The sequence below is a fragment of the Thiolinea disciformis DSM 14473 genome, assembly GCF_000371925.1.
GTDB lineage: Bacteria > Pseudomonadota > Gammaproteobacteria > Thiotrichales > Thiotrichaceae > Thiolinea > Thiolinea disciformis.
The window spans coordinates 28867-49545 of sequence record NZ_AQVE01000003.1; the positions used below are offsets into that span (position 1 = coordinate 28867).

Here is a 20679-nt window from a genome sequence, read left to right on the forward strand (position 1 = left end):
ACCTCTATCACTTCTTCTTTCTAGCCTGCTGGTTATTTGCATTCCCAGAGTTAGATTGTTTCTGTTCAAGGTCAAAGACCTCACCCTTGAAGATCCAAACTTTGACACCAATGATACCATAGGTAGTTAAAGCTTCGGCTGTTGCGTAATCGATATCAGCACGCAGTGTATGTAATGGCACACGACCTTCACGATACCACTCCGTACGTGCGATCTCTGCACCATTCAAACGACCAGCAACGCTTACCTTGATGCCTAAAGCACCTAAGCGCATAGCATTACTAACGGCACGCTTCATCGCACGGCGGAACATAATACGACGCTCTAACTGGCTTGCAATACCTTCAGCAACCAATTGCGCATCCAATTCTGGCTTACGAATCTCTTCGATATTCAGCTTCACGTTGTTAACGTGTAAACCCATGATGCCAGCTACATCGGCGCGTAAACGTTCAATATCCTCACCTTTTTTACCAATAACCACTCCAGGACGAGCAGTATGAATGGTAATAAAAGCGGACTTTGCTGGGCGTTCGATTTGAATACGGCTAACAGAAGCTTCTTTCAATTTCTTTTTCAGGAAAGAACGTACTTCCAAATCCTTATACAGGAAATCGGCGTAGTCTTTACCTTCGGCATACCACTTAGAACGCCAGTCAGTAGCGATACCGAGACGCATGCCAGTTGGATGTACTTTTTGACCCATGTTTTACCTCAGACCTTTAATCACCAACCGCAACAGTGATATGACTGGTACGTTTTAAAATGCGGTTTGCCCGACCTTTGGCACGCGGCATGATCCGCTTCATAGTTGGCCCTTGGTCGACAAATACGGTTGTCACAGATAAATCATCCACATCAGCGCCTTCATTGTTCTCAGCGTTTGCAATGGCTGATTCCAATACTTTCTTCATGATGGCGGCGCCCTTCTTAGGGCTGAAGGACAATACTTCTAAGGCTTTACCCACAGGTAAGCCACGAATTTGATCTGCAACTAAGCGACCTTTTTGAGGTGAAATACGCGCAAAGCGCAAACGAGCTGCTACTTCCATTGCATTACCCCTTATTTCTTCGCTTTTTTATCAGCGGCATGACCACGGTAAGCACGAGTTGCCGAGAACTCACCTAACTTGTGGCCAACCATGTTTTCATTTACTAACACAGGCACGTGTTGCTTGCCGTTATGCACAGCAAGAGTCAGACCCACCATTTCTGGTACGATCATCGAACGACGTGACCAAGTTTTGATAGGGCGACGGTCATTTTTAGCAACCGCAACCTCAACTTTATGCATTAAATGATGGTCAATGAATGGACCTTTTTTCAATGAGCGTGGCACTGTCTAATCCTCTTACTTATTGCGACGACGCACAATCATCTTGTCAGTGCGTTTGTTGCTACGTGTTTTATAACCCTTAGTTGGCGTACCCCAAGGTGATACAGGGTGACGACCACCTGATGTACGACCTTCACCACCACCATGTGGGTGATCAACTGGGTTCATAGCTACACCACGTACCGTAGGACGAACACCACGCCAGCGCTTTGCGCCCGCTTTACCTAACTTGGTCAAACCGTGTTCATTATTACCGACTTCACCGATAGTAGCGCGGCAATCAACCGGCACTTTACGCATTTCACCGGAACGCAAACGCACGGTAGCATAAGCCCCTTCTTTTGCGATCAACTGAACTGCTGCACCTGCACTACGCGCCAATTGAGCACCTTTACCAGGACGCATTTCTAAACAGTGGATCACTGAACCGATAGGGATATTTCGCATCGGCAAAGAGTTACCGGTTGCGATAGGAGCATGTTGACCAGAAATAACTGAATCACCTGCTTTTAAATTCTTTGGCGCAATAATGTAACGACGTTCGCCATCTGCATAGACTAATAATGCAATATGCGCACTACGATTAGGATCGTATTCAATATGTTCAACGCGCGCTGGAATATCATCTTTACGACGTTTAAAGTCAACTAAACGATAATGTTGACGATGACCACCACCCACGTGACGTGTTGTAATACGACCAGTATTATTACGACCACCGGTTTTAGATTTGCGATCTAATAGGCTCTTTTCTGGAGCACCTTTATGCAAATCTGGCGTAGTAACACGAACTTGAAAACGACGCCCTGGAGATGTTGGTTTTGACTTAACGACTGCCATAACTCACCTTACCTTATTCAGCTGAAGCAGCATCAAGCGATTGACCTTCAGCCAGACGAATATACGCCTTTTTCCAGTCGCTACGTTTACCCGCGCGACGGCCAAAATTCTTTTGCTTGCCTTTCACATTCACAGTACGAACTTGATCAACTTTAACTTCGAATAGCTCTTGTACTGCGGCTTTAATATCGTTTTTAGTAGCAGTTTTAGCGACCTTAAAAACGTATTGATTTGAAGACTCAGAAGCAGCAACAGTTTTTTCTGTCATGCGGGGAGCCAACAAGACTTGATAAATATTCTGGCTCATGCCAACCACTCCTGAACTTTTGCAATGGCCGACTGAGTCATTACTACTTTTTCATGACCTACCAAGCTCACTGGATTCAGCTCAGTAGTGTTAGCCACTTCGCAATAAGGAATATTGCGTGAAGCTAATAAGACATTGACGTCGTCGACATCAGAAACCAATAAAACATCGTTAGTGCCGAAGTCTTTTAACTTGGCAACCATAGACTTAGTCTTGGAGTCAGCTAACGATAAAGAGCTCACTACCACCAAGCGCTCTTGACGCACTAACTCAGAAAGAATAGAGCGAATAGCAGCACGATACATTTTCTTATTTAATTTTTGCTCGTAACTGCGTGGGCGCGCTGCAAAGGTTACACCACCGGTACGCCATAAGGGACCACGGGTGGTACCTGCACGAGCACGACCAGAACCTTTCTGTTTAAAAGGCTTTTGACCGCCACCACTCACATCAGAGCGATTTTTTTGTGCTTTTGTACCAGCGCGAGCACCTGCCATATAGGCAACTATCGCTTGATGCACTAAACCTTCATTAAAATCGCGGCCAAAAATCTCGTCATTTACCGTGACAGCGCCGCCATTAGCTACTTGTAATTCCATAATGATTCCTTACGCCTTTACAGAGTGCTTGACGGAAATCTTGCCACCAGTCGCACCAGGAACGGCACCTTTCACCAGCAACAAATTACGTTCTGCATCTACACGAACCACTTCGAGGTTTTGCACAGTGACGTTCACATTACCTAAGTGACCTGACATTTTTTTACCAGGGAACACACGGCCTGGTGTTTGGTTTTGACCGATAGAACCTGGGGTACGATGTGAAACCGAGTTACCATGCGTTGCATCTTTACCAGCGAAGTTGTGACGCTTGATCGTACCAGCGTAACCTTTACCTTTGCTCACGCCAGCCACATCAACGAACTGACCCGCTTCAAAGAACGCCACACTTAATTCGCCACCGACTGAATACTCAGCTGCTGAATCAACACGTGATTCACGAACATGTGTACCAGCAGGAACGCCGGATTTAGCAAAATGGCCAGCCTCAGCTTTTGTGACACGCGAAGCCTTTTGTTCACCAGTTGACAACTGAATGGCTTCATAACCGTCAGTTGCAGCGGTTTTAACTTGGGACACACGGTTTGGCGCAATCTCCAAAACGGTGACTGGGACTGCATCCCCGGACTCACCGAAAATGCGGGTCATTCCTATTTTACGACCCAATAGACTGATAGCCATTTGCTTACCTCTTTAATACTCTTTTCGAGTAAATCCGCACTTCTTATCTTTAGAAAAAATTAGCTCGACAAAGGTCGAGCCGAAGAAAGGCGCGCATTATAACAGAAAATTAACGTACGTTAAGTGTTTATTGCAATTTAGTTCAATTTTATCTGAACATCGACGCCTGCCGCTAAATCCAACTTCATTAAGGCATCAACTGTTTTATCGGTTGGATCAATAATATCCATCAAACGCTTGTGCGTGCGAATCTCATACTGATCACGCGCATCTTTGTCAGCATGTGGCGAAATCAAAATCGTATGACGCTCAGTACGTGTTGGCAAAGGCACAGGCCCTTTAACACGAGCGCCAGTGCGCTTAGCAGTTTCAACAATCTCCATAGCCGAACGGTCGATTAGACGATGGTCAAACGCTTTCAAACGGATACGAATTCTTTGATCTGACATAACTATTCACTCAGTAATAAATCTTAGACACAACACCGGCAGCGAATCATGGCCACCCGAACGCACAATCAAAACTCTACGGACGACCTATTCCAGTCGCTTTAGTATCATGCAGCAATCAACAGCTAGAAACTCATTCGCCCTTAACTTTCTTAAGAACTGCCTGAGTTACTTGAGCAGGGGCCTCCGCATAGTGCGCAAACTCCATACTATAAGACGCCCGCCCTTGCGTTGCTGAACGCAAAGCAGTGGCATATCCGAACATAGTGCTTAAAGGCACTTCAGCTTTGATGACCTTGCCCATATGGGAGTCATTAAGCCCCTCAATCACACCGCGACGTCGATTCAAATCACCCACTACGTCACCCATGTAATCTTCGGGTGTGGAGACCTCAACACGCATGATAGGTTCTAATAACGCCGGACTAGCCTTCAACACACCTTCACGCAAAGCGATAGAGCCAGCAATCTTGAACGCCAACTCATTCGAATCTACATCATGATAAGAGCCATCGAATAAGGTTACCTTCAAATCGACCAAGGGGTAATTTAAATAGACACCATTACCCAGTTGCTCGCGAATACCTTTATCAACAGCTGGAATAAATTCTTTTGGAATTACGCCGCCTTGAATGGCATTTTCAAACTGATAACCAGAACCTTCTGGCAGTGGTTCTAAACGAATCCACACATGCCCATACTGACCCTTGCCACCGGTTTGACGGACAAACTTACCTTCAGCTTCAGCAATTTGACGAATGGTTTCACGGTAAGCTACCTGTGGCTCGCCCACATTACACTCCACCTTGAATTCGCGCTTCATCCGATCGACGATAATTTCAAGATGCAGCTCGCCCATCCCTGAAATGATGGTCTGCCCCGAATCCGGATCGGTATGCACCTTAAAGGATGGATCTTCTTGTGCTAAGCGCGATAAAGCCAACCCCATTTTCTCTTGATCAGCTTGTGATTTTGGCTCAACCGCCACAGAAATCACAGGCTCTGGAAAATCCATCTTTTCCAAGATAATTTGATGATGCTGATCACATAAAGTATCGCCAGTGGTGACTTCTTTTAGACCAACCGCAGCAGCAATATCACCTGCTAATACTTCTTTAATCTCTTCGCGTGAATTGGCGTGCATTTGCATAATGCGCCCAATACGCTCACGTTTACCCTTAATGGGATTAAAAACCACATCACCGGTTTCTAGCTTGCCAGAATACACGCGGAAAAAGGTTAATGAGCCCACGAAAGGATCAGTTGCAATTTTGAAAGCCAAGCCAGCAAACGGCTCAATATCAGACGCATGACGCTCAGCAGTTTTTTCTTCATCACCCGGCAAGACACCTTTGATGGCAGGCACATCCACCGGTGAGGGCAGATAACGCACAACCGCGTCTAACATGGCTTGCACGCCTTTATTCTTAAAAGCAGAGCCACATAACACAGGCACTAACTCACCTGCCAAAGAGCGTGTACGCAAACCACTGTATATTTCATCAGCGCTTAACTCACCCTCTTCCAAATAGCGTGTCATCAATGCATCATCTGCCTCAGCAGCAGCTTCAATCATTTTTTCACGCCATTCTTGGCATTGCGCCTGCATTGCAGCGGGAACGTCTGTAGCGGTATAGGTCATTCCTTGATCAGCTTCGTTCCAATACAAAGCCTGCATACGTACCAAATCGACCAATCCTTTAAAGGACTCTTCAGCACCAATAGGCAATTGCACAGGAACCGCTTTTGAGCCTAGACGCTGCTCAATTTGCTCCACTACCCGCAAAAAATCTGCGCCCGAGCGATCCATCTTATTGACGAAGGCAACGCGCGGCACATGATATTTATTAGCCTGACGCCAAACCGTTTCAGATTGAGGCTCAACCCCACCGACCGCACAAAATACTGCAACTGCACCGTCTAAAACACGTAAAGAACGCTCAACCTCAATCGTGAAGTCAACATGCCCTGGCGTATCGATAATATTGATACGATGCTGTTCAAATTGCTGATCCATCCCAGACCAGAAGCAAGTTGTCGCTGCGGAAGTAATCGTAATACCGCGCTCTTGTTCTTGCTCCATCCAGTCCATGGTGGCGGCACCGTCATGCACTTCGCCAATTTTGTGCGAGATGCCGGTGTAAAACAAAACACGCTCAGTCGTTGTCGTTTTGCCAGCATCGATGTGCGCCATGATGCCGATATTGCGATAACGTTCGATAGGTGTTTTGCGAGCCATTGCGCATAATCCTGCTAGAAATTACCAGCGGAAATGAGCGAAAGCTTTATTGGCTTCAGCCATACGGTGCGTATCTTCACGCTTTTTCACCGCAGAGCCGCGCTTTTCAGCTGCATCCATTAATTCGCCAGCTAACTTACGCGCCATTGATTTCTCACCGCGCTTACGTGCAGCATCAATCAACCAGCGCATCGCCAAAGCATTTTGACGTGAGGCACGAACTTCAACCGGCACTTGGTAAGTGGCACCGCCCACACGGCGTGCTTTTACTTCAACGGCTGGACGAGCATTATCTAATGCATCACTCAATACATTCATTCCATCGCCACCCTTTTTCTGGGCGATTTCATCGAGTGCGCCATAAATAATTTTTTCAGCGACTGCTTTCTTGCCGTCTTTCATAACGGCGTTCATGAACTTACTTAATAGCTCACTTCCGAACTTAGGATCTGGCAGGACTTCGCGTTTGGGAACTTCTCTTCTGCGTGGCATACTACTTATCTCGCCTCAATTACTTCTTTTTCGGACGCTTCGCGCCATACTTGGAGCGAGCTTGTTTACGGTCTTTTACACCTTGGGTATCAAGGCTTCCGCGAACGGTATGATAACGAACACCGGGCAAATCCTTAACACGACCACCACGAATCAGAACAACGGAGTGCTCTTGGAGGTTATGACCTTCGCCGCCGATATAGCTTGCGACCTCAAAGCCATTGGTTAAACGCACACGTGCTACTTTACGCAAAGCCGAGTTAGGCTTCTTAGGGGTTGTTGTATAAACACGTGTACACACGCCACGACGTTGGGGGCAAGCCTCAAGTGCGGGCACGTTGCTTTTATCAACTTTACTTTTGCGCGGCTTGCGCACCAACTGATTAATCGTTGCCATTAAAAAAACTTCTCCTAACCACATGAGGATATGCTTAGTTTGCGATACCCCATAAAAACAACAGACCGTGCAAACGGTCTGCTTAAGGTCGCAAGATTCTAGGGAAGACCCTAGTATCTGTCAAGCAATGTTTACCAATTTCATTGTGTTAGCTGCGATATATTGCGATATATCACAGCTTGTGTAGCTCTAGTCTTCCATCTCGTATTCGTCTTCCGCATCACTCAGGCTAGAACTCATGGTTCTATTCGCACTGGAAAACGCATCCTCCGCTAACGGATCGCGTTGGCGGCGACGACTTTCGTGATAGGCCAAGCCAGTACCGGCTGGAATCAGACGACCAACGATAACGTTTTCTTTCAGACCCCGTAACTCATCACGCGCACCACGCACTGCTGCATCCGTTAAGACACGTGTGGTTTCTTGGAACGAGGCAGCCGATACAAACGAATCAGTCACTAATGAGGCCTTGGTAATACCCATTAATACACGATCATACTTAATCGGTAACTTACCCTCTTCCATGAGCTTCTTATTCGTCTCAACGACACGCCAGTAGTCTGTTTGTTCGCCACGCAGGAATTGGCTATCACCTGGATCGATCACATCGACTTTACGCATCATCTGACGCACGATAACTTCAATATGCTTATCGTTGATGCCAACACCTTGTAGACGGTAAACGTCTTGGATTTCTTTTACCAAGTACTCCGCCAACGCGGTTGCACCCCGTAAACGTAAAATGTCATGTGGATTTGGTTCACCTTCTGCGATGATCTCACCACGCGCCACCTTTTCACCCTCGAATACGTCAAGGCTACGCCATTTTGGAATCAACTCTTCGTATTGATCGCCATCTTCATCGGTGATGATAATCCGTTGCTTACCTTTCGTTTCCTTACCAAAGGAGATCGTACCGGTCTTCTCAGCCAAAATTGCACCATCTTTTGGACGACGCGCTTCGAATAAGTCGGCAACCCGTGGCAAACCACCCGTAATATCACGGGTCTTAGAAGAAGCTTGTGGCAAGCGTGCTAACACCTCGCCGACTTCTACGTTTGCACCATTGGTAATGGTAACAATCGCACCTGCGGGCAATGGGTATTGCACCGGAATTTTAGTCCCTTCGAAGTAAATACTATCGCCACGCTCATCTAATAAACGCAAGGTGGGGCGCAAGTCGCGACCTGCACTAGGGCGCATCTTCGGATCCATAACCTCGACAGATGAAAGACCAGTGATTTCATCAACCTTGGTCTGCACCGTACCGTTATCATTGAAGTCGATAAATTCGACGCGACCGGATACTTCCGAAATAATAGGATGCGTATGCGGATCCCATTGTGCAACCACTTGACCGGCTGTAACACGATCACCATTCGCCACACGCAAGGTCGCACCATAAGGCAGTTTATAGCGTTCTTTATCGCGACCGGTATCATCCACGATACCTACTTCACCAGAACGTGAAACCGCAATCAGCTCACCCGACTTATTGGTTACAGTCTTAATATTAATTAAGTTCACGCGACCTGGTGATTTAACCGCAATACCACTTTCTGCTGCCGCTCGGCTCGCTGCACCACCGATGTGGAACGTCCGCATGGTTAACTGTGTACCAGGTTCACCGATAGATTGCGCTGCGATAACACCGACTGACTCACCTTTACCCACAAGGATACCGCGTGCAAGATCACGACCATAACACTGACGGCATACCCCATAACGTGATTCACAGGTAATCGCTGAACGCACCAGAATCTCATCAATACCAAGGCGATCAATTTCATCAACCCAAGCTTCATCAATTAATGTGCCTGCAGGCAAGACCACTTCGTCATTACGCACGACATCCTGTGCTACGACACGGCCTAAGACGCGCTCTGCTAAACCTTCAACAACGTCACCACCTTCGATGATAGGACGCATTAACATGCCTTTCTCAGTACCACAGTCATCCATAATGACCGCCATGTCTTGCGCCACGTCGACTAAACGACGTGTCAAGTAACCGGAGTTCGCTGTCTTGAGCGCGGTATCCGCCAAACCTTTACGCGCACCGTGAGTGGAGATGAAGTATTGTAATACGGTCAAACCTTCACGGAAGTTAGAAGTGATCGGGGTTTCGATGATAGAACCATCGGGTTTTGCCATCAGACCACGCATACCTGCTAACTGACGAATCTGAGCCGCAGAACCCCGCGCCCCTGAGTCGGCCATCATATAGATCGAGTTGAAGGAGTCTTGGATAACCTTTTTGCCTTCAGCGTCAGTCACTTCCTGCTTACCAATTTTTTCCATCATCGCTTTCGCGACTTTTTCATTGGTACGCGCCCAGATATCGACCACTTTGTTATAGCGCTCGCCTTGAGTCACTAAACCACTAGCAAATTGGTATTCAATCGCTTTAACGTCGGCATCCGCTTCTGCCAACAAGTCAGCTTTCTTCTCAGGAATAATCATGTCATCCGCACAGAACGACATACCCGAACGGGTGGCATAGCGATAACCGGTATACATCAACTGGTCGGCGAAGATAACCGCTTCTTTCATACCCACATGACGATACGCCTCATCCAAGAGGCGCGAAATGGCTTTTTTCTTCAATACATTATTGAAGATATCGAATGGCAAGCCCTTTGGCATAATCGTCGTTAAAATAGAACGACCCACAGTGGTATCAATTAAGCGAGTACGGCTTTGCATTTTACCGTCATCATTTTTGATGTAGTCGGTAATACGTACTTTGACTTTCGCATGCAAAGAAGCATTGCCAGTCTCATAAGCACGTTGTGCTTCTTGAGGATCGGCAAAAACCATCCCCTCACCTTTTGCACCAATCAGCTCGCGGCTCATGTAGTACAAACCCAAGACGATGTCTTGTGACGGTACGATAATGGGATCACCGTTAGCAGGCGATAACACGTTATTGGTAGACATCATGAGGCTGCGCGCTTCAAGCTGTGCTTCCAAGGATAACGGTACGTGTACCGCCATCTGGTCACCGTCGAAGTCCGCATTGAATGCCGCACACACCAGAGGATGTAATTGAATCGCCTTACCTTCGATCAATACTGGTTCAAACGCTTGAATACCCAAACGGTGTAGTGTTGGTGCGCGGTTCAATAATACCGGATGCTCACGAATCACCTCTGCGAGGATATCCCACACTTCGGCGGTTTCGCGTTCCACTAACTTCTTAGCAGCTTTGATCGTGGTGGCTAAACCACGACGCTGTAACTTACCGAAGATAAAGGGTTTGAATAATTCCAAGGCCATTTTCTTAGGCAAACCGCACTGATGTAAGCGCAGTGTAGGGCCGACCACAATCACCGAACGACCAGAATAGTCGACACGCTTACCTAATAAGTTCTGACGGAAACGACCTTGTTTCCCTTTGATCATATCGGACAAAGATTTCAATGGACGTTTATTAGAACCGGTAATCGCACGACCACGACGACCATTATCGAGTAATGCGTCAACCGCTTCTTGTAGCATACGCTTTTCATTGCGCACGATAATGTCTGGCGCATTCAACTCTAATAAGCGCTTCAAACGGTTATTACGGTTAATAACGCGACGATACAAGTCGTTCAAATCTGAAGTCGCAAAACGACCGCCATCCAAAGGCACTAAAGGACGTAAATCCGGTGGTAATACTGGTAAAACATTCAGGATCATCCACTCTGGTTTATTGCCGGAAGTAGTGAAGGACTCCATAACTTTCAAACGCTTACCTAAGCGCTTCAATTTAGTCTCAGAACCGGTTTCACCGATTTCTTCGCGCATCTTCTTGATTTCTTCTTTCAAGTCGATGCCTGCTAATAAATCATGAATCGCTTCAGCGCCCATTTTGGCTTCGAATTCATCACCGAACTCTTCCACCGCTTCCAAATAAGCTTCGTCAGACAATAAAGTACCGCGCTCCAGTGTGGTCATGCCTGGCTCGGTCACCACGAAGATTTCGAAGTACAGAATGCGCTCAATATCACGCAAAGTCATATCCAGCATTAAGCCGATACGGGAAGGTAATGACTTCAAGAACCAAATGTGCGCCACAGGGCTGGCTAAATCAATATGCCCCATACGCTCACGACGCACTTTAGTTTGCGTTACTTCAACACCGCATTTTTCGCAGACTACGCCGCGATGTTTTAAGCGCTTATATTTACCGCATAAGCATTCATAGTCTTTCACGGGGCCAAAGATTTTGGCACAGAACAAGCCGTCACGTTCTGGTTTGAAGGTGCGGTAGTTAATGGTTTCAGGCTTTTTAACTTCACCGTAGGACCAAGAACGGATGATTTCGGGTGAGGCAAGGCCAATCCGAATACCATCAAATTCTTTGTTTTCCTGCTGCTGCTTGTATAGGTTAAGTAAATCTTTCATCTATCTATTCCGCCTGCTAATCGGTCAAGTTATTCGCTTTCAAGTTCAATGTTCAAACCTAAAGAACGGATTTCCTTCATTAAGACGTTAAACGACTCTGGCATACTGGCATCCATGGTGTGATCGCCATCCACGATGTTTTTATACATCTTGTTACGACCATTCACATCGTCAGACTTCACCGTGAGCATTTCTTGCAAGGTATAGGCAGCACCATAAGCTTCTAGTGCCCAGACTTCCATCTCACCGAAGCGTTGACCACCAAACTGTGCTTTACCACCTAAAGGCTGTTGGGTGACTAAGCTATAGGGTCCGGTTGAGCGCGCGTGCATCTTGTCATCGACCAAGTGGTTCAATTTCAGCATATGCATGTAGCCAACCGTCACAGGACGCTCGAAGGCATCACCAGTACGACCGTCGTATAGAATGGTCTGACCGCTTTCTGGCAGATCCGCTAACCGCAACATTGCCTTGATTTCGGCTTCATCCGCACCATCGAAAACTTGCGTTGCCATGGGCACGCCTTTACGCAAATTGCCCGCCATTTCCATGATTTCTTGATCATTCATTTCGGACAAATCGCCTTGGCGCGGGTTTCCACCCGTGGTGTAAATTTCAGTTAAAAACTTACGCACCTCATCCACTTTGGCTTTCGAATCGATCATGCGCCCAATTTTTTGACCCAACCCCTTGGCCGCCCAACCGAGATGGGTTTCAAGTACCTGACCCACGTTCATCCGCGATGGAACCCCTAACGGATTCAGAACGATGTCAACCGTTTGGCCATTTTCTAAGTAAGGCATATCTTCAACCGGAACAATGCGTGAAACCACACCCTTGTTACCGTGACGACCTGCCATCTTATCACCGGGCTGCATACGGCGTTTTACGGCCACATACACTTTGACCATTTTCATCACACCCGGCGCCAAATCATCGCCCGCGGTCAACTTATCACGCTGTTTCTGTAAGCGGATTTCGTATTCCTTTTTCTTGTCCGTTAGCTGAGTACTTAAAGCTTCCAATTGTGCATTTAACTGCTCATCTTGTAAGCGTAAACCCAACCACTCATGACGTTGTGCCGCATCCAAGTGCTCTTGCGTCACTTTCGTGCCAGCTTTTAGTCTCAATCCACCATCGGCAACTTGACCCACAACTAACTTGGCCACACGTGCAAATACGTCTGATTCATAGATACGCAACTCATCCAACAAGTCTTTACGTACTTGCTTCAGGTCTTCTTCTTGAATCGCTAAGGCACGCGCATCACGCTCAACACCATCGCGCGTGAAGACTCGCACGCTAATAACTGTGCCAGTCATACCTGTTGGTACGCGTAAGGAACTGTCTTTAACGTCAGAGGCTTTTTCACCGAAAATCGCCCGCAATAATTTATCTTCTGGTGTTAATTGGCTCTCACCTTTTGGTGTCACCTTGCCAACCAGAATGTCATTGGGCTTTACTTCGGCGCCGACGTGGATAATGCCGGACTCGTCTAGCTTGGCTAATAAACTTTCACTAACGTTTGGAATATCGGCGGTGATTTCTTCAGGGCCTAACTTCGTATCACGTGCTAAACAGGACATTTCCTCAATGTGAATCGTGGTATAACGATCCTCATCGACCACGCGCTCGGATAACAAAATCGAGTCTTCGAAGTTGTAACCATTCCATGGCATAAAGGCAATGAACATATTCTGACCTAAGGCCAATTCACCTAAGTCAGTGGAAGAACCATCGGCTAATACGTCACCCCGTGCTACCACATCGCCGACTTTGACGATCGGGCGTTGGTTTATACAGGTGTTTTGGTTGGAGCGCGTGTATTTGATCAAGTTGTAAATATCAACACCACCGCGTTGCTGATTCGCTTCTGCATCATTGACACGAACCACAATACGACCAGCATCCACCGAATCAATGACACCACCACGACGCGCTGCTACCGTTGAACCTGAGTCAACCGCAACCGCACGTTCCATACCGGTACCTGATAGTGGGGTTTCGGCACGTAAACAAGGCACTGCCTGACGTTGCATGTTTGAACCCATCAAAGCACGGTTCGCGTCATCGTGCTCCAAGAATGGAATCAAAGAGGCCGCCACCGATACGATCTGTTTCGGCGAAACGTCCATATATTGCATACGATCAGACGTCATCGTCGTGAATTCATTACGATAACGACAATTCACGAATTCATCTAAGAATGCACCATTTTCATCTAAATCAGCGTTCGCCTGGGCGATAACAAACTGCGATTCCTCAATGGCTGATAAATAATCAATCTCACGGGTCACTTTGCCATCAACGACACGACGATAAGGCGTCTCCAAGAAACCATATTCGTTCGTACGCGCATACACCGACAAAGAGTTAATCAAACCGATGTTTGGACCTTCCGGCGTTTCAATCGGGCACACACGACCATAGTGGGTGGGATGTACGTCGCGCACCTCGAAGCCTGCACGTTCACGCGTCAAACCACCTGGGCCTAAGGCAGAAATACGACGCTTATGCGTGACTTCAGATAATGGATTATTTTGATCCATGAACTGAGATAGTTGACTTGAACCAAAGAATTCTTTGATCGCTGCGGATACCGGTTTTGAATTCACCAACTCTTGTGGCATTAAGCCTTCGCTTTCCGCCATGGTTAAACGTTCTTTAACCGCACGTTCAACCCGCACTAAGCCGACGCGGAAGGCATTTTCTGCCATTTCACCCACGCTACGAATACGACGATTACCCAAGTGGTCAATATCGTCTACATCGTCACGACCATCACGAATATCAATCAGCTTTTTCAGAACCGCTAAAATATCTTCCTGATCCAAAACACCGCTACCAGTCGACTCTTCACGACCTAAACGACGATTGAACTTCATCCGACCTACGGCTGATAAATCATAACGGTCATCAGTGAAAAATAGGTTATTAAACAAACCTTCGGCGGACTCTTTTGTAGGTGGCTCACCGGGGCGCATCATGCGATAAATTTCGATTTGCGCTTCTAACTTGCTACGGGTTGGATCAATATTTAGCGTATTGGAAATGAATGGGCCGCGATCCAATTCGTTGGTATATAGAATATCAAAATGCTTAACGCCATTATCGCGTAGCTTATTGATTAAATCTTCCGTCAATTCGGCATTCGCTTCAGCAATCACTTCGCCGGTAGCGGTATCGATGATGTTTTTCGCTAACACTTTGCCATACATATAATCCTCTGGAACGGTCAACTTACTGACGCCACTTTTTTCCAGTTGCTTAATATGCTTGGCGGTAATACGACGCCCGATTTCTACCAAAGGCTTGCCGTCTAGCAGGATGTCAAATGAGGCTAATTCGCCGCGTAAACGCTCAGGCACTAAATCAATTTCAACGCCTTTATCGAACAGATAAACACGAACGGTTTCAAAGAAATAATCTAGAATTTGTTCGTTATCCATTCCTAAAGCGCGTAACAGAATCGTCGAAGCCAATTTACGACGACGGTCGATACGCACATAAATGCTGTCTTTCGGGTCAAATTCAAAATCTAACCATGAACCACGATAAGGAATAATTCTTGCGCTATGTAGCAACTTACCTGCGGTATTAGATTTGCCTTTATCGTGCTCGAAGAATACGCCCGGCGAACGGTGCAACTGAGAAACGATAACACGCTCAGTACCATTAATAATAAAGGTACCCTTGTCGGTCATTAAAGGCAGTTCACCGAGGTAGACATCTTGCTCTTTAATCGACTTAACGACTTTTGCATCCACTGGCGCTTCTTTATCATGAATCACGAGACGTAATTTCACGCGTAAGGAAGCCGCATAGGTCAATCCACGTAATTGACATTCGTAGACATCGAATACCGGATCAGCCAACCGATAATCGACATATTCTAGCGAAACATAGTTATTATAACTAATAATAGGGAAAACTGATGAAAACGCTGCGTGTAGGCCAGTTGCAGAACGATCTTTCACCAACTTTTCCAATTGCAGGAATTGCCTGTAGGACTCCAGCTGGATGGTTAACAGATCGGGCACTTCCAAAATTTGCTCGCGTTTGCCAAAATCTTTGCGAATTCGTTTTTTCTCAGTGTAACTTAGTCCCATTGTGCTTCCTCAACTGGAATCAAAAACTGCTTTGTCGTTTAATGTCTGACAAGCGACAAAAGGCCGACAGTGCCTAAACACTGCCAGCCTTATTCTTTTGCAACTCTTAGAAGTATACTAAGCGCATCCTAATCCCAAGATTACTTGAGTTCGACCTTCGCGCCCACGTCTTCCAAGTCTTTCTTAATCTTCGCAGCATCTTCTTTAGAAGCCGCTTCTTTAACGACTGAAGGTACACCTTCTACCATGTCTTTGGCTTCTTTCAAGCCAAGACCTGTAATAGCGCGGATAACCTTAATAACGTCGATCTTCTTCTCACCGAAGCTAGTCATCACGACGTTGAATTCAGTTTGCTCTTCGACAGGAGCAGCCGCTTCACCACCACCCACAGGACCAGCAGCAACTGCAACCGCCGCAGTGACGCCAAATTTTTCTTCGATGGCTGAAATCAAATCAACGATTTCAGTTACAGTCATGTTGGCAATTGCATCCAACATATCATCTTTTGTACAGGCCATTTGAATCTCCAAAACCTTAGTCAGTAATTACTCTACGCTAACGCCAGCGGCTTCAGCTTTTTGGTCACGCACTGCAGCAAGTGTGCGAGCGAATTTGTCAAGAGGCGCACGAATTGCAGCCGCCAAAGTAGCGATTGCTTGTGAGCGAGTTGGCAATTTCGCCAGACGATCCAATTCCGCAGCAGGAAGCATTTTTCCGTCAATTGCAACGAACTTTACTTCCAACTTGTCGTTGGCTTTGTCTTTAAGGAAGTCTTTAATCAAGCGCGCCGCAGAACCGGGGTCTTCTTGCGAAAACGCCAATACTAACGGACCGGTCAAACCGTCTTCGATACACTCGAAAGCAGTACCTTTAACGGCAATACGTGCCAGATTATTCTTCACTACACGCAGATACACCCCACCTTTACGTGCGTTTTTACGCAGTGTGGTGAGTTGTGCCACTGTCAATCCACGGTACTCTGCAGCAACCGCAGAATGAGCACTTGCAGCAACAGCGGCCACTTCAGAGACAATCTCTTTTTTCTCTTCTAGTGTTAATGCCACGTTATCTACTCCTGGTTTGGCGGATGAACCACCATTTATCAATCCCAAGTTAGCTTGCTAACTTAAGAAGGAAACAGCGCCCCAAACCAGTTACTGACTCGGGAAACGCCATCTGCGCAGGTTCTCTACATGAATCATGCAGAACCATTAAGTCTCTTAAGACGCCTGCGGTCTTTGACGACATACAACCTTGTATATCTATGTGCCTTGCGGCAACTCACATCCTTGTGAGCTGAGATTCGGGCTTAAGCCCAAAAGGATTAATAAGACAAGCTGTTTTGATCAACCTTGATGCCAGGGCCCATCGTGGTAGAAACCGCGATGCTCTTCATGTAGATACCCTTAGCGGTTGATGGCTTAATCTTAACAAGATCGGTCAATACAGCAGTTAAGTTCTGTACTAATGCATCTGTACCAAAACTGACATTGCCGATAGAGCAATGAATAATGCCTGCTTTATCAGTACGATAAACGGCTTGACCTGATTTAGCATTCTTTACGGCTTCAGCCACGTTAGGGGTTACAGTGCCCACTTTTGGGTTAGGCATTAAACCGCGTGGGCCTAAGATTTGACCTAATTGGCCGACCACACGCATCGCATCTGGGCTTGCGATAACGCGGTCAAAATCCATGAAGCCGCCTTTAATTTGCGCTGCTAAATCGTCCATACCCACGATATCCGCACCAGCCGCCTTAGCAGCTTCCGCATTCGGGCCTTGGGTGAAAACAGCCACACGCACAGTTTTCCCATTACCATTTGGCAATACGGTAGAACCACGCACAACTTGGTCTGATTTACGGGGGTCAACACCTAAATTAATAGAGACGTCAACACTTTCGACGAATTTAGCAGCAGGCAAAGATTTCAATAAATCAAAAGCTTCGCTGATACCGTAAGATTTAGTGCTATCTAATTTTTCACTGACAGCTTTTTGGCGCTTAGTTAATTTAGCCATTATACGCCCTCCACGTCTAAGCCCATACTACGCGCAGTACCTGCGATAGTACGAACAGCAGCTTCTAAACTGGCTGCACTCAAATCTGGCTCTTTTGCTTTAGCGATATCTTCTAATTGTTGGCGTGTTACCTTACCCACTTTTTCAGTGTTAGGACGCTTACTACCTGATTTTAGACCTAAAGCCTTTTTCAACAAGACTGAGGCTGGTGGTGTTTTAGTGATGAAGGTAAAACTTTTATCACTATACACAGTAATAACAACAGGAATTGGCAATCCCACTTCCATGCTTTGTGTAGCAGCGTTGAAAGCTTTGCAAAACTCCATAATATTCACACCTTTTTGGCCTAATGCAGGACCAACTGGTGGACTTGGATTAGCTTTACCCGCTGCGACTTGCAGCTTGATATAACCCGTAACTTTTTTTGCCATGATAAACTACCTATATGGGTGCAAACGCCTTACGGCTCCCCGTGTGAAAGAATCAGGTCTTTTCGACTTGATAGAATTCCAACTCAACCGGTGTTGAACGCCCGAAGATTTGTACCGCGACTAATAAACGACTTTTTTCGTAATTAACTTCTTCAACAACACCATTAAAATCTTTAAATGGCCCATCATTAACGCGTACTACTTCGCCTGCATCAAATAACACTTTAGGACGTGGCTTATCCACACCCTCTTCAACGCGGCGTAAAATATTATCCACTTCTTTTTGAGTAATGGGTGCTGGTTTATCGTTAGAGCCACCAATGAAGCCTAATACGCGATTGGTATCTTTCACCATGTGCCAAGTATCGTCGTTCATTTCCATCTCGACTAATACATAACCCGGGAAGAATTTCCGCTCACTACGACGCTTCTGACCTTCACGCATTTCAACGACTTCTTCGGTAGGAACCAGAATGTCACCGAATTGGTCTTCCATCCCGAAGCGCTTAACGCGCTCTTTGAGGGAGCGCTGAACCTGCCCTTCAAAACCAGAGAAGGCCTGGACTACATACCAACGCTTGGCCATGTTAGCTCCCTAGTAATGTCTTAATACCCCAACCTAGTAGCATATCAACTAGCCAGAGGAAAATAGATAGGATGGTAACAATTACCATAACCATTAAGGTAGTTTGCAAGGTTTCAGCACGCGTAGGCCAAACCATTTTGCGGACTTCGTTGCGAGAGTCTTTTAAGAATCCAAGAAGCTGGACACCTTTAGCGGTTTGCAGGGCAATAAATCCAGCAATTCCAACCACAGCCAAGAGCCCCAGCACTCGGAAAAAGACGGAGACTGGCTCACCCTGCCACGTTTCAAAGAAATAAAAGCCAACGATACCACCGAGTAATAATAGTACTGCAATGACTAATTTAATAGTATCTAAGCTAGATGAGGGTGTTGCTTGCTGCTGATCGACTTTTGAAGACATAATATTTGGATACAACCTGCATAGCCGAAATGACTTTGCACAAAATGAATTAATGAAGAAGTAGCTTTTGTGCAAAACCATCTCAAAGAGATGGCAGGGCAAGAGGGACTCGAACCCCCAACCGACGGTTTTGGAAACCGTAACTCTACCAATTGAGCTATTGCCCTGTAAAACGATGCCATGGGAGTGAATTTCACTCCCAAGCAGATTGCTTATAGATTAAGCAACAATCTTAGCTACAACGCCCGCGCCAACTGTACGACCGCCTTCACGAATCGCAAAACGCAAACCTTCTTCCATCGCAATTGGATTGATTAAGGTAATAGTCATTTTTACGTTGTCACCTGGCATTACCATTTCAACACCAGATGGTAATTCACAAGCACCAGTTACGTCAGTAGTACGGAAGTAGAACTGTGGACGATAACCATTAAAGAATGGAGTATGGCGACCACCTTCTTCTTTTGACAAAACGTAAACTTCTGCTTCAAATTTATTGTGTGGCTTAATGGTACCTGGCTTGCACAGTACTTGACCACGCTCAACGTCGTCACGCTTAGTACCACGTAACAATAAACCCACGTTGTCGCCTGCTTGACCTTGATCCAATAACTTACGGAACATTTCAACGCCAGTTACTGTAGTGCTTTGGGTATCACGAATACCAACAATCTCAACCGTCTCACCAACCTTGATTACACCACGTTCGATACGACCGGTTACAACGGTTCCACGACCAGAGATAGAGAATACGTCTTCAACGGGCATTAAGAATGCACCATCAATCGCACGCTCTGGTTCAGGAATATAAGTATCCAGTGCTTTAATCAACTCACCAATGGCTGGTTCGCCAATAGGTGATTGGTCACCTTCTAATGCTTTTAAGGCAGAGCCTTTAATAATTGGTGTGTCATCGCCTGGGAATTCATAGCTAGACAACAGCTCACGAATTTCCATTTCAACTAATTCTAACAACTCTTCATCGTCAACCATGTCACATTTGTTCATGAATACAACGATGTAAGGAACACCTACTTGACGAGACAATAGAATGTGTTCACGCGTTTGTGGCATCGGGCCGTCGGCAGCTGAGCAAACCAGAATAGCGCCGTCCATCTGTGCAGCACCCGTAATCATGTTCTTGACATAGTCAGCATGACCTGGGCAGTCAACGTGCGCATAGTGACGAGCTTCTGACTCGTATTCTACGTGTGCAGTTGAAATAGTAATACCACGCGCTTTCTCTTCTGGAGCCGCGTCAATTTGGTCGTAAGCTTTTGCTTCACCGCCAAATTTACGAGATTGCACTACAGTCAGTGCTGCTGTGAGCGTCGTTTTGCCGTGATCAACGTGACCGATAGTACCTACGTTTACGTGCGGCTTATTACGCTCAAATTTGCTTTTTGCCATTGGATTAACACCCCGTTAATGCTTCAACTT

The 20679-nt window shown here is 46.4% G+C and carries 20 protein-coding genes and 1 tRNA gene; all 21 read right to left on the reverse strand.

The window, feature by feature from the left end; all coding sequences use genetic code 11:
- Nucleotides 1–7: 7 nt before the first annotated feature.
- Nucleotides 8–706 carry a 30S ribosomal protein S3 gene (gene rpsC, locus A3IE_RS0103030; RefSeq protein WP_020394111.1) on the reverse strand — a complete coding sequence of 233 codons (699 nt, stop codon included), beginning with the start codon at nucleotides 704–706 and terminating at the stop codon, nucleotides 8–10.
- Between the two features lie 16 nt (nucleotides 707–722).
- The gene (gene rplV, locus A3IE_RS0103035) at nucleotides 723–1052 is read right to left on the reverse strand and encodes a 50S ribosomal protein L22 (protein WP_020394112.1); all 330 of its coding nucleotides are present in this window, start codon (nucleotides 1050–1052) and stop codon (nucleotides 723–725) included.
- Between the two features lie 11 nt (nucleotides 1053–1063).
- Nucleotides 1064–1339, reverse strand: a complete 276-nt coding sequence (gene rpsS, locus A3IE_RS0103040; protein WP_020394113.1) for a 30S ribosomal protein S19 — start codon at nucleotides 1337–1339, stop codon at nucleotides 1064–1066.
- A 12-nt stretch (nucleotides 1340–1351) separates the two neighbouring features.
- Entirely contained in the window at nucleotides 1352–2176 is an 825-nt protein-coding gene (gene rplB / locus A3IE_RS0103045) for a 50S ribosomal protein L2 (RefSeq protein WP_020394114.1), read from the reverse strand.
- Between the two features lie 13 nt (nucleotides 2177–2189).
- Entirely contained in the window at nucleotides 2190–2483 is a 294-nt protein-coding gene (rplW, locus tag A3IE_RS0103050; protein WP_020394115.1) for a 50S ribosomal protein L23, read from the reverse strand.
- Complete coding sequence (rplD, locus tag A3IE_RS0103055) at nucleotides 2480–3082, reverse strand: 50S ribosomal protein L4 (RefSeq protein ID WP_020394116.1); 603 nt, start codon at nucleotides 3080–3082, stop codon at nucleotides 2480–2482. Before rplD ends, rplW begins: the two co-directional genes overlap by 4 nt.
- 9 nt (nucleotides 3083–3091) lie before the next feature.
- Entirely contained in the window at nucleotides 3092–3724 is a 633-nt protein-coding gene (gene rplC / locus A3IE_RS0103060) for a 50S ribosomal protein L3 (RefSeq protein ID WP_020394117.1), read from the reverse strand.
- 137 nt (nucleotides 3725–3861) lie between these two features.
- A complete protein-coding gene (rpsJ, locus tag A3IE_RS0103065; RefSeq protein ID WP_020394118.1) occupies nucleotides 3862–4173 on the reverse strand; it encodes a 30S ribosomal protein S10 in 312 nt (103 codons plus the stop codon).
- 133 nt (nucleotides 4174–4306) lie between these two features.
- A complete protein-coding gene (gene fusA / locus A3IE_RS0103070; protein WP_020394119.1) occupies nucleotides 4307–6412 on the reverse strand; it encodes an elongation factor G in 2106 nt (701 codons plus the stop codon).
- A gap of 21 nt (nucleotides 6413–6433) precedes the next feature.
- Nucleotides 6434–6904: a 30S ribosomal protein S7 gene (gene rpsG, locus A3IE_RS0103075; RefSeq protein ID WP_020394120.1), complete on the reverse strand. Its 471-nt coding sequence runs from the start codon at nucleotides 6902–6904 to the stop codon at nucleotides 6434–6436.
- 19 nt (nucleotides 6905–6923) lie between these two features.
- The gene (gene rpsL, locus A3IE_RS0103080) at nucleotides 6924–7301 is read right to left on the reverse strand and encodes a 30S ribosomal protein S12 (RefSeq protein WP_026154751.1); all 378 of its coding nucleotides are present in this window, start codon (nucleotides 7299–7301) and stop codon (nucleotides 6924–6926) included.
- Between the two features lie 189 nt (nucleotides 7302–7490).
- Nucleotides 7491–11693: a DNA-directed RNA polymerase subunit beta' gene (gene rpoC, locus A3IE_RS0103085; RefSeq protein ID WP_020394122.1), complete on the reverse strand. Its 4203-nt coding sequence runs from the start codon at nucleotides 11691–11693 to the stop codon at nucleotides 7491–7493.
- Between the two features lie 29 nt (nucleotides 11694–11722).
- On the reverse strand, nucleotides 11723–15802 hold the full coding sequence (rpoB, locus tag A3IE_RS0103090) for a DNA-directed RNA polymerase subunit beta (protein ID WP_020394123.1): 4080 nt from the start codon (nucleotides 15800–15802) through the stop codon (nucleotides 11723–11725).
- 140 nt (nucleotides 15803–15942) lie between these two features.
- Nucleotides 15943–16320 carry a 50S ribosomal protein L7/L12 gene (gene rplL, locus A3IE_RS0103095; RefSeq protein ID WP_020394124.1) on the reverse strand — a complete coding sequence of 126 codons (378 nt, stop codon included), beginning with the start codon at nucleotides 16318–16320 and terminating at the stop codon, nucleotides 15943–15945.
- Between the two features lie 27 nt (nucleotides 16321–16347).
- Nucleotides 16348–16866, reverse strand: a complete 519-nt coding sequence (gene rplJ, locus A3IE_RS0103100; RefSeq protein ID WP_020394125.1) for a 50S ribosomal protein L10 — start codon at nucleotides 16864–16866, stop codon at nucleotides 16348–16350.
- Nucleotides 16867–17126: 260 nt separating this feature from the next.
- Nucleotides 17127–17822 (reverse strand): 50S ribosomal protein L1, encoded by a 696-nt coding sequence (rplA, locus tag A3IE_RS0103105; RefSeq protein ID WP_020394126.1) that lies wholly within the window; start codon nucleotides 17820–17822, stop codon nucleotides 17127–17129.
- On the reverse strand, nucleotides 17822–18253 hold the full coding sequence (gene rplK / locus A3IE_RS0103110; protein ID WP_020394127.1) for a 50S ribosomal protein L11: 432 nt from the start codon (nucleotides 18251–18253) through the stop codon (nucleotides 17822–17824). Before rplK ends, rplA begins: the two co-directional genes overlap by 1 nt.
- 52 nt (nucleotides 18254–18305) lie before the next feature.
- Nucleotides 18306–18839, reverse strand: a complete 534-nt coding sequence (nusG, locus tag A3IE_RS0103115; RefSeq protein WP_020394128.1) for a transcription termination/antitermination protein NusG — start codon at nucleotides 18837–18839, stop codon at nucleotides 18306–18308.
- Nucleotide 18840: 1 nt separating this feature from the next.
- On the reverse strand, nucleotides 18841–19239 hold the full coding sequence (secE, locus tag A3IE_RS0103120; protein ID WP_020394129.1) for a preprotein translocase subunit SecE: 399 nt from the start codon (nucleotides 19237–19239) through the stop codon (nucleotides 18841–18843).
- Nucleotides 19240–19330: 91 nt separating this feature from the next.
- Nucleotides 19331–19406, reverse strand: a tRNA-Trp gene (locus A3IE_RS0103125).
- A 52-nt stretch (nucleotides 19407–19458) separates the two neighbouring features.
- Nucleotides 19459–20649, reverse strand: coding sequence for an elongation factor Tu (gene tuf, locus A3IE_RS0103130; RefSeq protein WP_020394130.1), 1191 nt, complete (start codon nucleotides 20647–20649; stop codon nucleotides 19459–19461).
- Nucleotides 20650–20679 lie beyond the last annotated feature (30 nt).

Excerpts from the sequence above, each read along its gene's own strand:
- rpsG (WP_020394120.1), bottom strand. The coding sequence starts at position 6,904 with ATGCCACGCAGAAGAGAAGTTCCCAAACGCGAAGTCCTGCCAGATCCT.
- rplD (WP_020394116.1), bottom strand. The coding sequence starts at position 3,082 with ATGGAATTACAAGTAGCTAATGGCGGCGCTGTCACGGTAAATGACGAG.
- rpsC (WP_020394111.1), bottom strand. The coding sequence starts at position 706 with ATGGGTCAAAAAGTACATCCAACTGGCATGCGTCTCGGTATCGCTACT.
- rpsL (WP_026154751.1), bottom strand. The coding sequence starts at position 7,301 with ATGGCAACGATTAATCAGTTGGTGCGCAAGCCGCGCAAAAGTAAAGTT.
- rplL (WP_020394124.1), bottom strand. The coding sequence starts at position 16,320 with ATGGCCTGTACAAAAGATGATATGTTGGATGCAATTGCCAACATGACT.
- rplW (WP_020394115.1), bottom strand. The coding sequence starts at position 2,483 with ATGAGCCAGAATATTTATCAAGTCTTGTTGGCTCCCCGCATGACAGAA.
- rplV (WP_020394112.1), bottom strand. The coding sequence starts at position 1,052 with ATGGAAGTAGCAGCTCGTTTGCGCTTTGCGCGTATTTCACCTCAAAAA.
- rplB (WP_020394114.1), bottom strand. The coding sequence starts at position 2,176 with ATGGCAGTCGTTAAGTCAAAACCAACATCTCCAGGGCGTCGTTTTCAA.
- rplA (WP_020394126.1), bottom strand. The coding sequence starts at position 17,822 with ATGGCTAAATTAACTAAGCGCCAAAAAGCTGTCAGTGAAAAATTAGAT.
- rpsJ (WP_020394118.1), bottom strand. The coding sequence starts at position 4,173 with ATGTCAGATCAAAGAATTCGTATCCGTTTGAAAGCGTTTGACCATCGT.
- secE (WP_020394129.1), bottom strand. The coding sequence starts at position 19,239 with ATGTCTTCAAAAGTCGATCAGCAGCAAGCAACACCCTCATCTAGCTTA.
- rplK (WP_020394127.1), bottom strand. The coding sequence starts at position 18,253 with ATGGCAAAAAAAGTTACGGGTTATATCAAGCTGCAAGTCGCAGCGGGT.
- rpoC (WP_020394122.1), bottom strand. The coding sequence starts at position 11,693 with ATGAAAGATTTACTTAACCTATACAAGCAGCAGCAGGAAAACAAAGAA.
- rpoB (WP_020394123.1), bottom strand. The coding sequence starts at position 15,802 with ATGGGACTAAGTTACACTGAGAAAAAACGAATTCGCAAAGATTTTGGC.
- nusG (WP_020394128.1), bottom strand. The coding sequence starts at position 18,839 with ATGGCCAAGCGTTGGTATGTAGTCCAGGCCTTCTCTGGTTTTGAAGGG.
- tuf (WP_020394130.1), bottom strand. The coding sequence starts at position 20,649 with ATGGCAAAAAGCAAATTTGAGCGTAATAAGCCGCACGTAAACGTAGGT.
- fusA (WP_020394119.1), bottom strand. The coding sequence starts at position 6,412 with ATGGCTCGCAAAACACCTATCGAACGTTATCGCAATATCGGCATCATG.
- rplC (WP_020394117.1), bottom strand. The coding sequence starts at position 3,724 with ATGGCTATCAGTCTATTGGGTCGTAAAATAGGAATGACCCGCATTTTC.